Origin of the sequence: Chryseobacterium sp. CP-77, assembly GCF_036362765.1 — a bacterium.
GTDB lineage: Bacteria > Bacteroidota > Bacteroidia > Flavobacteriales > Weeksellaceae > Chryseobacterium > Chryseobacterium cupriresistens.
Genome location: NZ_CP143637.1, coordinates 4,290,441 through 4,303,369, shown reverse-complemented (window position 1 = coordinate 4,303,369; position 12,929 = coordinate 4,290,441). Strand labels below are relative to the sequence as shown.

The window sequence follows — 12,929 nt, the reverse complement described above, 5'->3', positions numbered from 1 at the left end:
GTAAAAGATGAAAAAATTATTGGTGGTCGGCTTAATGATGTCGAATTTTGTATTTGCACAGAATAAAAAAACTGATACTGCAAATTATAACAGATCTGTTGAAGAGGATTTGTCATATTTAGTAAGTGAGAAAGAGCAGATTAAAGCTGAGAGAAAGGAAAAACCTTTACCATTGAGCAAAAAAGGTCAGGTTTTCGTATTTTATGGTTGGAACAGAGCAGCTTACAGCAATTCTGACATTCACTTTACCGGAAACGGATACGATTTTCAGCTGAATAATGTAAAGGCACAGGACAGGCCTACAAAATTTGGAATTGTCTATTTTGATCCAAGCTGGTTTACTGTAACACAGTATAATTTCAGAATAGGATATTTTATTAAAGACAATTTAGCATTGGTATTAGGGATAGACCATATGAAATATGTAATGGATCAGAACCAGACTGTAGGTTTCAAAGGTCATATTTCAGATCCTGAGTATGCAGCAATGGTTCAGAACGGGCAGGTTAATCTTGCAGATGAGAAGTTCCTTACTTTCGAACATACAGACGGGCTTAATTATGAAAACTTAGGTCTTGAGAAATACAAAAATCTTGTTCATAAGAAAAATATAGATTTAGTATGGTCTTATGGAGCCGGAATCGGATTTATGTTTCCGAAAAGTAATGTAAAACTTTTTGGTAACGAAAGAAGTGACCGTTTCCACGTTGCAGGGATGGGAACCGATATCAGATCCAGTCTTAACCTTGTATTCTGGAAAAACTGGATGCTGAGATTAGAAGGAAAAGCCGGTTATATCAATATGTGGGATATTAAAACTACATTAAATAACAAACCGGACAAAGCACGCCAGGACTTTGTTTTCGGACAGGTCCTTGGAGGAATTGGATATACATTTAATACAAAGAAATATAAATAACAAAGCCTATTGCTTAACGCATAAAGCTTAAAGCATATCATATGAGCGAAGAAGTTAAAAAATTCAAAATAACTATAGACGGACAAACTACCGAAGTTTTGCCTGGTACTTCTATTCTGGAAGCTGCAAGACAAATTGGTGGTAAATCTGTACCTCCTGCAATGTGCTACTACAGCAAGTTGGAAACCAGTGGAGGGAGATGTAGAACTTGTCTTGTAGAAGTTTCTAAGGGATCTGAAGCAGATCCTCGTCCTATGCCAAAATTAGTAGCAAGCTGCAGAACTAATGTAATGGACGGTATGGAAGTAAAAAATCTTACTTCTGAGAAAGCTCAGGAAGGAAGAAAAGCCGTTACCGAATTCCTATTGGTAAATCACCCGCTGGACTGCCCTATCTGTGACCAGGCAGGAGAATGTCATCTTCAGGACTTAGGATATGAGCATGGTGTTGAAAATACAAGAACAGAATTCGAAAGAAATACTTACGAAGCTGATGATCTTGGACCGAACATCAAATTAAATATGAACCGTTGTATTCTTTGCGCAAGATGCGTACTGACAGCCAACCAGCTTACAGAAACAAGAGAACACGGTATCCTTTTCAGAGGAGATCACGCTGAAATTTCAACTTATTTAAATAAAGCTTTAGACAATGACTTCATCGGAAACGTTATCGATGTTTGTCCTGTAGGAGCATTAACAGACAGAACAGCCCGTTTTGCAAGCAGAGTATGGTTTACAAAACCAATGAACGCTTCATGCAAATGTGATAAATGTTCAGGAAAAGCTGTAGTATGGATGAAAGGTGACGAAATTGTGAGAGTTACTGCCAGAAAAGACCAGTGGGGTGAAGTAGAAGAATTCATCTGTGATACATGCCGTTTCGAAAGAAAATCTTTATCAGACTGGAATATCGAAGGTCCTAGACATATCGACAGACATTCTGTAATTTCATTGAACCACTACGAAAAGCCTAAAGATGAGCTAAGAGTTTTAGATAATCCGATGGCTAAAGAAATCAGTGAAAAAGACGAAAAATAATTAATAAGACATCAGATTTCAGATACCAGACTTCAGACAGCAAATTAAATCTGACATCTAGCATCTGACATCTTAATATCTAAATAAAAATGGATTTACTTACATTTAAACTTATACTTGTACTAGCACTTTTTCTGCTGTCACTTACGATTGCAGCCTACTCTACCTGGGCAGAAAGAAAAGTTGCCTCTATTATGCAGGATAGAATTGGTCCCAACAGAGCCGGACCTTTCGGATTGCTGCAGCCTCTTGCTGACGGTGGAAAGTTTTTCTTCAAAGAAGACTTTACGCCTGCCAATGCAGAAAAATTCCTTTTCGTATTAGGACCAGCGCTGGTAATGTTTATTTCATTGATCACAGGAGCTGTGATTCCTTGGGGTAAAAGTTTAAATATTGCAGGTACTTCTTTTGATCTTCAGGTAGCAAACATCGATGTTGGTGTGCTTTTCATCATCGGTATGGCTTCCATCGGGGTTTACGGAATTATGATCGGAGGTTGGGCTTCGAACAACAAATATTCATTACTAGGTGCTATCCGTGCTTCTTCTCAGATGATTTCTTATGAATTGGCAATGGGATTAGCGCTTCTTTCTATCATTATGATGTCTGGAAGTTTGGATTTAAAAGAAATCACTGAAAGTCAGACTACCGGAAAATTATGGGGCGTTATTCCATGGGTTTCAGGATTGAACTGGAATATTTTCTACCAGCCGATTGCATTCCTTGTTTTCTTTGTAGCTGCTTTGGCAGAAACCAACAGACACCCGTTCGATTTACCTGAGTGTGAATCTGAATTGGTAACAGGATACTCTACAGAATACTCTTCCATGAAATTAGGATTATATATGTTCGGAGAATACGTGAACATGTTTATTTCCAATGCATTCATGGTAGTTCTTTTCTTCGGAGGTTATAACTATCCTGGTATTGAATGGGTAACTCAGAACTGGGGAGAAAATGCTGCAGGGATCTTAAGTATCGTAGCATTCCTTACAAAAACAGTAATCGGAATTCTGATCTTCATGTGGATCAGATGGACACTTCCAAGATTCAGATATGACCAGTTAATGCACTTAGGATGGAAAACATTAATCCCGATGGCATTGGTAAACCTATTAATTACAGGTGCTGTAATTTTAGCGTTTGGAAATTAAATTATCTAAACCTAACAGGTTTTTGAAACCTGTTAGGTTTGTGTAAATATTGAATATTAAAAATTAAGATAACAGACAAGATTAGTCTAAAATCTGGTGTCTAACATCTAATATCTATAATTAAATGAAACTTACAAACAGATCAAAAGTTGTTTCCAATAAAGAAATGACCCTTGCTGAAAAAATCTACCTTCCTGCCATCTTTACAGGGATGGGGATTACATTTAAGCATGCTGTAAGAACCGTGATAAAGGGTGCTCCCGCAGTATATTCGTATCCGGAAGTACAGAAGCCAAGAACCACCATCTGGAGAGGCCAGCACGTTTTGAAAAGAGACGAAGAAGGCAGAGAAAGATGTACAGCTTGCGGACTTTGTGCGGTAGCTTGTCCTGCAGAAGCCATTACAATGACTGCTGCTGAAAGAACTAAAGAGGAAAAACATCTTTACAGAGAAGAGAAATACGCTTCAGTATATGAAATCAATATGCTAAGATGTATTTTCTGCGGTATGTGTGAAGAAGCTTGTCCTAAATCTGCCATCTATCTTACTGACAGATTGGTAGACGTAGAAACCAACAGAGGTTCTTTCATTTACGGAAAAGATAAACTAGTTGAAAAAATAAATGAAAGGATTGATATCACCACAAGACAATCCGAGAAACAAAAAAATGCGGTAAAATAATGGATCAGTTTTTATTTTTCTTGGTGGCGTTTTTAGCTGTGGCAAGTGCAGTTTACTTTGTATTTGCAAGAAATCCTCTTTATGCTATTTTGTCATTAATTGTTACGATGTTTTCAATTGCCGGAATGTACATTCTTCTCAATGCACAGTTCCTTGCAATTATCCAGATTATTGTTTACGCAGGTGCCATCATGGTCCTTTTCCTTTACATCTTAATGATGCTTAACCTTAATAAACAAGACGAAAGTAAGAAGAACAATACTTTAAAATTTGTTGGAGTTTTTACTGCATGTCTTTTATTAATTGGAGTTTTAGGAGTATTCAGAGGAATTCAGGACCACCACATTGTTGTTGAAAATGTAGACAGAGGGGTTGGTCTTACCAAAAATCTGGGTAGACTTTTGTTTAATGAATATGTTTTACCGTTTGAGCTTGCTTCCATCCTAATTCTGGCAGGTATTGTAGGCGCGGTATTAATCGGTAAAAAAGATTTATAAAATTATGGGAGAAGTAAATACATTTATACAAAGCATCCCTTTGGACTACTTCATCATTCTTTCATCAGTATTATTCTGTCTGGGAGTAATGGGAGTATTGCTTAGAAAAAATGCTATTGTGATTCTGGGCTGTGTAGAGCTTATGCTGAATTCTGTAAACCTTTTATTGGCAGCTTTTTCAGCGTATAAAGGCAACGGCGACGGACAACTTTTAGTTTTCTTCATTATGGTGGTAGCAGCGGCTGAAGTAGCAGTAGGTCTGGCAATTATTGCTATGCTATATAGAAACACCCGTTCTGTAGATGTGAGTATATTTAATAAATTAAGAGGATAAGAATGGAGAATCTAGTATATGCAATAGTACTTTTACCACTTTTAGGGTTTCTTATTAACGGGCTGTTCGGAAAAAATCTTCCAAAAATATTGGTAGGATCTCTGGCTACTGCTGTAGTTTTCGGATCTTTCTGTATTGCAGTAAGCCTTTTCATGAATTTCAATTCTGAAAGCCAGCCTGTCATTGTAAAAGCTTTTGAATGGTTTAGAGTAAATGGAGTTCAGATTAATTTTGGATTCCAGATTGATCAGCTTTCTTTAATGATGGTGATGATCATTACGGGTATCGGTTCACTGATCCACTTATACTCTATCGGATATATGAGTCATGATAAAGGATTCTACAAGTTTTTTACTTACCTGAATCTTTTCATCTTCTCGATGTTACTTTTAGTAATGGGAAGCAACTACCTTATCCTGTTTATTGGATGGGAAGGTGTAGGTCTTTGTTCTTATCTGTTGATCGGATTCTGGTATACCAACGAAGAATATGGTAAAGCAGCAAGAAAAGCTTTCATCATGAACAGAATTGGTGACCTTGCGTTATTGATCGGTATCTTCATGATCGCTTCTCAAACCAATGCTGTAGATTATCTTTCTGTAGCAGAAAACGCTTCAAAATTTGAATTAGACGGAACAGTGATTATCTTTATCACAGCGAGTTTATTCATCGGTGCTACCGGTAAATCGGCTCAGGTTCCATTATATACATGGTTACCGGATGCGATGGCGGGACCAACTCCTGTATCAGCGTTGATCCACGCGGCAACGATGGTAACAGCAGGTATCTATTTGGTAGTAAGATCCAATTTCTTATTTACTTTAGCACCAACTGTACAGGGAGGAATTTTATTCATCGGGTTCTTAACTGCTGCTTTGGCAGGGTTCTATGCACTACGTCAAAACGATATCAAAAAAGTGTTGGCTTATTCTACAGTTTCACAGCTTGGATTTATGTTCATCGCTTTAGGTCTTGGTGCCTATACAACAGCAATGTTCCACGTAATGACACACGCATTCTTTAAAGCGTTATTATTCTTAGGTGCAGGTTCTGTAATCCACGCGATGAGCAACGAACAGGATATGCGTTTCATGGGAGGTCTTAAAAAATATATTCCTCTTACGCACGCTACATTCCTTATCGGAACATTAGCCATCTCAGGTTTCCCTTTATTATCGGGGATGATCTCTAAAGACGAAATTTTAGTAGCAGCTTTCGCTAAAAACCCTGTTTACTGGGTAATCTTATTTGTTTTAGCGGCAATGACTGCAACGTATATGTTCAGATTATACTACCTGACATTCCACGGAGAATTCAGAGGTACAGAAGAACAAAAACACCACTTACATGAAAGCCCGTCTAATATGACATTACCATTGATCGTATTGGCAATTCTTTCTGTAATCGGAGGTTTTATCAACCTGCCACACTTCATCGGTCACGGGCATTATGCCAAACTGATGGAATGGTTAAAGCCGGTTCTTACGGAACAAAGCTACAGCCAGATGGAAGCTACTCTTTCAGGAGTACCTTTCAATACTGAAATGATCTTATTAGCAGCTACAGTATTAATGTTCTTCACTGTATGGTTCATCGTTAGAAATACTTATGTAAGTAAGAAAAAGATGGCTGTTGCAGAGGAAAGTTACACTGGATGGGAAAAGCTTTCTGCTAAGAAATTATACGTTGACGAACTTTACAACGCATTGATTGTAAAAACTGTTGAAGGATTAGGACGCGGAGGAAAAATGTTTGATAAGGGTATCTTAGACCGTTTTGTAAACTTTGTAGGTGATGGTGCTGAAGACAGCGGAAAAGCTATGAAGCGTGTACAGAACGGAAATGTAGAGACATATATCCTTATCATGTCTTTAGCGGTGGGAATTATATTAATTGTTAACTTTTTATTACAATAATAATGTCTTGTTTGTTATTAACATTATTACTATTACCTCTAGTAGGTTCGGGATTAGTTTTTGCCTGGAAGAATAATTCCAGCAAATATTTGGCGCTTGGAATTGCATTGGTACAAATGCTCCTTACGTTCTACGTGCTTTCGGATTTTGATTTTACTCCGACAGTAGACAGCGTATTGCAGCATGAGATCAATTATCCATGGTCACAATTTATGAAGAGCTCCCTTCACTTCGGTATCGATGGGATGAGCATGCTTCTTTTATTACTGACCAATATTCTGGCTCCAATCATTATTTTATCATCTTTCAATGAAAATGTAAACTACAGAAATACATTCTACGGACTGATTCTGTTGATGCAGTTTGGTCTTGTAGGAGTGTTCACTTCTTTAGACGGATTGTTATTCTACATTTTCTGGGAAGTAACTTTGATTCCAATTTGGTTCATTGCCGGACTTTGGGGACAAGAGAATAAAAGGTTTGAATTCACTACGAAATTCTTCGTCTATACATTCGTGGGATCATTATTTATGTTAGCAGGATTGATCTATGTGTACAACCACTCTGCATCATTCGCTTTAACAGATTTATATAATGCTCAGCTGAATGAAGTACAGCAGACTGTGGTATTCTGGTTTATTTTCTTTGCTTTTGCAGTGAAATTACCGGTATTCCCTTTCCATACCTGGCAGCCTGACACGTATACCTACTCTCCTACTCAGGGATCCATGTTATTATCAGGGATCATGCTGAAGATGGCAGTATACGGTGTAATGCGTTATTTACTTCCAATCACTCCACTTCCGATTGCCGGAATTTCAGGACAAATCGTAATTATTCTTGCTATTGTGGGAATTGTTCACGGAGCTTTGATCGCTATTATCCAGACGGATATGAAGAGAATCATAGCGTATTCATCTTTCTCTCACGTAGGATTGATGGTAGCAGGGATCTTCGCTTCAGCAGTAGTTACTTTAAGAGGAACTTTCAATGTAGAAGGAGCTGAAGGAGCTTTGGTACAGACATTTGCTCACGGTATCAACGTAGTAGGATTATTCTACTGTTGTGATATTTTATATAAGAGATTTAAATCAAGAGACATCAGACAAATGGGTGGTTTAGCTAAAGTAGCGCCTAAGTTTGCGGTGTTGTTCCTGATCATTATACTAGGTTCAATGGGAGTTCCATTAACTAATGGATTCATCGGGGAATTTATTTTGTTGAAATCAGTTTATGATTTTAACGGAACAGCAGCAGTAATTGCTGGTCTTACGGTAATTCTTTGTGCAGTGTATTTATTAAGATTCTACGGAAAAGCAATGTTTGGAGAAGGAGATGAAGCCGTTTTAAGTACAGCAAAAGATTTATCAGGCATAGAATTTTCTGTATTGGCAAGTTTAGCGGTTTTTGTGATTTTACTAGGTATTTTCCCACAACCGGTAATCGACATGGTGAGTAGTTCGGTGAAGTTTATCTACCAATCAATGGTAAGTTAATTTGATATTTTAAGAAATGAGTGTTTTAATTATTGTTTTCCTAACGGCAGTTATTGCGTTATTTTCAGGAGTTTTTGAACAAGGAAAATTCGCAAGATACATTGGGATTTTGGGATTAATCATCGCATTGTACGTAAGTTTTATGCCGGAATGTTCGTTCTTCGACCATTACAAGCATATGTATGAGTACAGTGACAATACCGCATTATTCACTAAAATATCAATCGTAACAACTTTATTGTTATTCTTTCTGGGCGGTTTTGCTTTCAGCAACCACAGAAGCCACCAGTCAGAATTATATGCATTGATGCTATTCGCATTATGTGGAGGGATCATCCTTTTCGGATACCAGAACCTGGTGACGATGTTCTTAGGAGTTGAGATCCTTTCTATTCCATTATATGTAATGGCTGGAGCTAATAAAACTGATCTGAGATCCAACGAAGCTTCTATTAAATATTTCCTTATGGGTGCATTCGCAACAGGTTTCTTACTGTTCGGGATTGCGTTCATCTATGGAAGTGCAGGAAGTTTTGATCTTTACAAGATTCATGATTTTGGAGTAGCTAATTCAGGGAATGTAATGTTCATCTTAGGAGTATTACTGATTCTTTGTGCATTGGCATTCAAAGTAGCGTTAGCACCTTTCCACATGTGGAGCCCTGATGTATATGCAGGTTCTCCTTCATTAATCACAGCTTTCATGGCGAGCGTGGTAAAAATCTCAGGATTCTTTGCCCTGTTCAGATTGATGACGCTTGGTTTCGCTGGAGTAACTCATGAGTGGATTAATGTTTTAGGAGTATTCTTAATCATTACATTACTTTTGGCAAACGTTATGGGTCTTGCTCAGACGAACGCAAAAAGAATGCTGGCATACTCTTCAGTATCTCACGCAGGATATATCGGATTGGTATTCTTCGGAATGACAAGCCTTTCTACTTATAACCTTGCCTTCTATCTGTTTGCTTATTCTTTATCTACAGTAGGAGTTTTCATGTGCCTGATCTGGGTAGAGAAATTAAAAAGAGAAACTTCTTTCGGAGCCTTCAAAGGATTGGCAAAAACAGAACCTTTATTGGCAACAGCCGCAACGATCTCTATGCTTTCAATGGCAGGAGTTCCGTTAACAGCTGGTTTCATGGGGAAATTTGCTTTATTCTCCCAGGCTATGAACGGTGCAGCTTTCTTAGTATTGGTAGCTGTATTAGGTTCTGCCCTATCCATTGCTTATTATTTAAGACTGATTATCGCAATGTTCTTCTTTAAAGAATCAACATTCAAATCATCAGAAAAAGTAACTCTTACATACAATATCATTGCAGTAATTGTTATTGCCCTGATCATCATCCTTGGAGTTTTCCCGGATCTATTTGCAAGAATGTTCGGATTGTAAAATCAGAACTCTACAATATAAAAAGCACAACTGAGAAGTTGTGCTTTTTTATTATCTTATTTAAATAATTAATATCTTACCAAAAAAAGTTACAATTTTTGTTTATCAGTAAATCTATATTCTGTCTATATAAAAAACAGTAAGGAATTATAAAATACCTTGCAGAGTTTCCCAAAGCACCTGCAAATTATATACAATAAAATAAAAATTCCACACGATCAATATTCTGCTTTTTTCATAACTTTACTTTAAATTTTTCAGCTCTTGGCTAATCTCTATAAAAAAGACTCTCCCTTTCAGGTTTATATATCATTCAAAAAATATTTGGATGTTCTGGAACATATCCGGTATAATGACAGACTGGAATACAGGGTCAATTATGCAGAGTCATTACTAGAGAGCACCCGAAATTTTAAAGACCTTAGAGAAGGTTTCCAGGATACAGCCCTTCTTGAAAAATACGAAGACCTCATCAGGCTGCTTCTTGCAGACCTTTTCCCGACAGGCCTCACCAGAAACGAAATAAAAGCGGCAAGTATTCCGCTTTCCAACATTACCTTTAACTATACCGAAAGATTTAAAGATATTCTGAAAGATGCAGGAAAAGATTTCGAAATAGAACTCAGGAATATTTCAGATAACGAATTCTATGTATTTTGCTGCTGTCTGATTCTTCAGAGCTATTTCAAAAAAGATATTAAAAGTACACTTCCGTTTTATTATGACATTCCGAATAAGCAGGGAATCATGAAGCATTATAAAATTACGGTCAATTCAGATTTTACGGAAATTACTCCTACAGAAGATGCCAAAATTCCATCTGATGATATTCTGGATATGCTTTTGGAAAATCTTGATGATTTTAAACTCTGGAAAAAGTATTTCCCTTCACAATCGTGGATACTGAAAGGATTTACCATTATTTCACTGGTAGACTGTACCTCTGAAGTGGCCCTTTCCGATCTGAAATCAAGCATGATTGAAATTGATCCGGAAAATATGAATCCCAATGAAAATCTGACTGAAATTTTCAAATCTTATTTTGATGTTCCAGAATTGAGCTTCGGACTGATGACGTTCAACAAAAAGGAACAGAAACTGGATAAGCTCCCGATCTATGAGAGTCTTCTTACCAACCATATCCTGGATTTCTGGATCAATGCATTTGATGAAGAAACCCGCAAGAGTACTTTTAATAATTTAAATCATAATTCAAAGCCTGTCGTTGTTTCCAATGTAAACAACCTGGAAGAGAATGTCAAGCTGCTTCCTTCCTTCAGTATTTTAAAGGATAATAATGTGAACAGCTTCATGGTAATTCCTATCATGAAAGACGGTGAACTCCTTGCGATCATGGAATTCACCTCTCCTATCGCCGGAAGTTTTAATGGCTTAAAACTTAAAAAACTGGAGTTTTTCACTGATATGGTTCTCTTCTCTCTGAACAGGTTTTACTTTGAGAAAAACTATCAGATAGAAGCCATTATCCAGCGCGAATATACCACGATCCACGACAGTGTGGTCTGGAAGTTCAGAAATGAAGCTGAGAAATATTTTACGGCGTCACTCGGAAAAAAGATATATACTTTAAAACAGATTGCATTCAAAAATCTTACCCCGTTGTTTGGGGTTTCGGATATCCGTTCTTCTTCTGAAAAGCGTTTTAATCTGATGCTGCAGGATCTCAACCAGCAGATTGAATGGTTGAATGAAATTCTGACACTCACCAACTCGGATTCCGAAAAATTTATACTGGCACTGGATGTTTTTGAGAATGAGATCAACAATGAGATCAAAGCGGATACGGAACAGCGTTTTCAGAGATTGTTAAGAGAAGAAATTCATCCTTTTTTACAGGGAAAACTGGAAATTAAAACGTCCAGGGAAATAAAAGCAAAGATCAAAGACTATTTCTCCCACATTTTTACTTCTTCGGATCTGTTTTATCATCACAGAAAAAATCTTGATGATTCTATCACGCTTGTTAACCGGAAACTGGCAGATATGCTGGATGAAAGCCAGATAAAAGCACAGGAAATTTTTCCGCATTATTATGAAAGGTTTAAATCTGACGGTGTGGAACACAATCTGTATATTGGTTCTACCATCGCTCCTGAGCTGCACTATACTTCAAAAGTAGTCCACAAACTGAGATACTGGCAATTGAAAACCATCTGTAAAATGGAACTTGAATTTCAGACGTTCAAAAAGTATCTTCCGGTACCACTTGATATTGCTTCACTGATCTTCGTCTATAATGAAAAAATAGACATCCGTTTCAGAATGGATGAAAAACGCTTTGATGTAGACGGAGCCTACAATTCCTATTACGAGATTATTAAAAAACGTCTGGATAAAGCCCATGTGAAAGATTCTTCAGAACGTATCACCGCTCCCGGAAAAATTACCATCGTTTATTTTGGCATGGAAAACCAAAAGGAATATCTGGATTATATTTCCAAACTCCAGAAAAAAGGGGTTTTGCAGCATGACGTAGAATTTTTAAGAGTAGAGGATCTGCAGGGAATCACGGGATTGCTGGCGTTAAGGGTTTCCTTTACACTTCCACAGGAATAAAAATGATGCTTATTTAATCCACAAAGTAAGTATCAGGTTTAATCAGTTCCGCTTGAGGAATTCCTGCCTGTTCAAAAATAGAAAACTCAATCGTACGGCAGATGCTGTTCAGGGCAAGGTCATTTTCTTCTTCACCAAAAGGTTCACCAATCTCCTGAATAATGGCATCAAGAGCAATAAAGGTATAACTGATCAGCAGAACGATCAATGGCATCATCCATCCCAACGTATCTACCAGCCCGAAAGGAAGCCAGAAACAATATAAATAAACAGTACGATGCAGCAAAACGCTGTAAGCAAAGGGTAATGGTGTATTGTAAATCCTCTCACATCCGCCGGAAATATTAGAAAACTGATTCAGCTGATGATCCATAGAAGTCATAACAATGGTATCTATATTTCCTTTTTTATTCTGTTCTTTGAGCCAGTCTGCAATAAAACCGAGAATAATATTGGGAATAAATTTCTTGTTCTTCACCTGTTCCAATTGTTCCGGTGAAAGCAGTCTTTCAAGATGTTCTGTACCGGATTTATCTCTCAATTGAAAATTCAATGACCATGCAAATGCAGAGATCAGCTTAATGATTCTTTCTTTTTCCTCTTTAGCTTCAGACGAAGAATCATTTACCAGCGATAGGATCTGTCTTGTAAGGGATCTGGTTTCAATGACCAGTAATCCCCAGAGTTTCCGCCCTTCCCAGAAACGGTCATAGCTTGCAGAGTTACAGAATCCCATAAATATGGCAAGTGCCAGTCCTATCAAGGTAAAAATGGTAGGATTAAGATGCACTTTATAGTCAAAGATTTTTCCTTTGAAAAAATAGATAGCCAGGGAAAACAGCGTGATAATGGTAAGCTGAACAACAATTTTCTTTAATACGGATCCTCTCCATATAAATAACATTTTCAGCCAATTCG

General features: G+C 37.4%; 11 protein-coding genes. 10 read left to right on the top strand and 1 reads right to left on the bottom strand.

The window, feature by feature from the left end; genetic code table 11:
* Positions 1-7: 7 nt before the first annotated feature.
* The 10 genes from V0410_RS19240 to V0410_RS19195 all read left to right on the top strand — a co-directional run bounded on the left by V0410_RS19240 (position 8) and on the right by V0410_RS19195 (position 12,011).
* The gene (locus tag V0410_RS19240) at positions 8-919 is read left to right on the top strand and encodes a hypothetical protein (protein ID WP_117753116.1); all 912 of its coding nucleotides are present in this window, start codon (positions 8-10) and stop codon (positions 917-919) included.
* A 41-nt stretch (positions 920-960) separates the two neighbouring features.
* Complete coding sequence (locus tag V0410_RS19235; RefSeq protein ID WP_062675587.1) at positions 961-1,959, top strand: 2Fe-2S iron-sulfur cluster-binding protein; 999 nt, start codon at positions 961-963, stop codon at positions 1,957-1,959.
* A gap of 89 nt (positions 1,960-2,048) precedes the next feature.
* Positions 2,049-3,113: an NADH-quinone oxidoreductase subunit NuoH gene (gene nuoH / locus V0410_RS19230; RefSeq protein ID WP_202843681.1), complete on the top strand. Its 1,065-nt coding sequence runs from the start codon at positions 2,049-2,051 to the stop codon at positions 3,111-3,113.
* A gap of 124 nt (positions 3,114-3,237) precedes the next feature.
* A complete protein-coding gene (locus V0410_RS19225; RefSeq protein ID WP_002983553.1) occupies positions 3,238-3,795 on the top strand; it encodes a NuoI/complex I 23 kDa subunit family protein in 558 nt (185 codons plus the stop codon).
* Positions 3,795-4,292 (top strand): NADH-quinone oxidoreductase subunit J family protein, encoded by a 498-nt coding sequence (locus V0410_RS19220; protein ID WP_202843683.1) that lies wholly within the window; start codon positions 3,795-3,797, stop codon positions 4,290-4,292. The genes V0410_RS19225 and V0410_RS19220 overlap by 1 nt, the downstream gene beginning before the upstream one ends.
* Before the next feature lie 4 nt (positions 4,293-4,296).
* A complete protein-coding gene (gene nuoK / locus V0410_RS19215; RefSeq protein WP_002983557.1) occupies positions 4,297-4,626 on the top strand; it encodes an NADH-quinone oxidoreductase subunit NuoK in 330 nt (109 codons plus the stop codon).
* Between the two features lie 2 nt (positions 4,627-4,628).
* On the top strand, positions 4,629-6,542 hold the full coding sequence (gene nuoL / locus V0410_RS19210; protein WP_227942373.1) for an NADH-quinone oxidoreductase subunit L: 1,914 nt from the start codon (positions 4,629-4,631) through the stop codon (positions 6,540-6,542).
* 2 nt (positions 6,543-6,544) lie between these two features.
* Positions 6,545-8,038, top strand: coding sequence for a complex I subunit 4 family protein (locus V0410_RS19205; RefSeq protein ID WP_330745269.1), 1,494 nt, complete (start codon positions 6,545-6,547; stop codon positions 8,036-8,038).
* A 16-nt stretch (positions 8,039-8,054) separates the two neighbouring features.
* The gene (locus V0410_RS19200; RefSeq protein ID WP_330745268.1) at positions 8,055-9,434 is read left to right on the top strand and encodes an NADH-quinone oxidoreductase subunit N; all 1,380 of its coding nucleotides are present in this window, start codon (positions 8,055-8,057) and stop codon (positions 9,432-9,434) included.
* A 264-nt stretch (positions 9,435-9,698) separates the two neighbouring features.
* Positions 9,699-12,011, top strand: a complete 2,313-nt coding sequence (locus V0410_RS19195; RefSeq protein ID WP_330745267.1) for a GAF domain-containing protein — start codon at positions 9,699-9,701, stop codon at positions 12,009-12,011.
* A gap of 13 nt (positions 12,012-12,024) precedes the next feature.
* Here the strand turns inward: V0410_RS19195 and V0410_RS19190 are convergent, their stop codons facing one another.
* Positions 12,025-12,915 (bottom strand): bestrophin family protein, encoded by an 891-nt coding sequence (locus V0410_RS19190; protein ID WP_330745266.1) that lies wholly within the window; start codon positions 12,913-12,915, stop codon positions 12,025-12,027.
* Positions 12,916-12,929 lie beyond the last annotated feature (14 nt).

What these genes read in the sequence shown, in the direction of transcription:
- V0410_RS19240 (WP_117753116.1), top strand. Translation starts at nt 8, where the DNA reads ATGAAAAAATTATTGGTGGTCGGCTTAATGATGTCGAATTTTGTATTT.
- V0410_RS19235 (WP_062675587.1), top strand. Translation starts at nt 961, where the DNA reads ATGAGCGAAGAAGTTAAAAAATTCAAAATAACTATAGACGGACAAACT.
- nuoH (WP_202843681.1), top strand. Translation starts at nt 2,049, where the DNA reads ATGGATTTACTTACATTTAAACTTATACTTGTACTAGCACTTTTTCTG.
- V0410_RS19225 (WP_002983553.1), top strand. Translation starts at nt 3,238, where the DNA reads ATGAAACTTACAAACAGATCAAAAGTTGTTTCCAATAAAGAAATGACC.
- V0410_RS19220 (WP_202843683.1), top strand. Translation starts at nt 3,795, where the DNA reads ATGGATCAGTTTTTATTTTTCTTGGTGGCGTTTTTAGCTGTGGCAAGT.
- nuoK (WP_002983557.1), top strand. Translation starts at nt 4,297, where the DNA reads ATGGGAGAAGTAAATACATTTATACAAAGCATCCCTTTGGACTACTTC.
- nuoL (WP_227942373.1), top strand. Translation starts at nt 4,629, where the DNA reads ATGGAGAATCTAGTATATGCAATAGTACTTTTACCACTTTTAGGGTTT.
- V0410_RS19205 (WP_330745269.1), top strand. Translation starts at nt 6,545, where the DNA reads ATGTCTTGTTTGTTATTAACATTATTACTATTACCTCTAGTAGGTTCG.
- V0410_RS19200 (WP_330745268.1), top strand. Translation starts at nt 8,055, where the DNA reads ATGAGTGTTTTAATTATTGTTTTCCTAACGGCAGTTATTGCGTTATTT.
- V0410_RS19190 (WP_330745266.1), bottom strand. Translation starts at nt 12,915, where the DNA reads ATGTTATTTATATGGAGAGGATCCGTATTAAAGAAAATTGTTGTTCAG.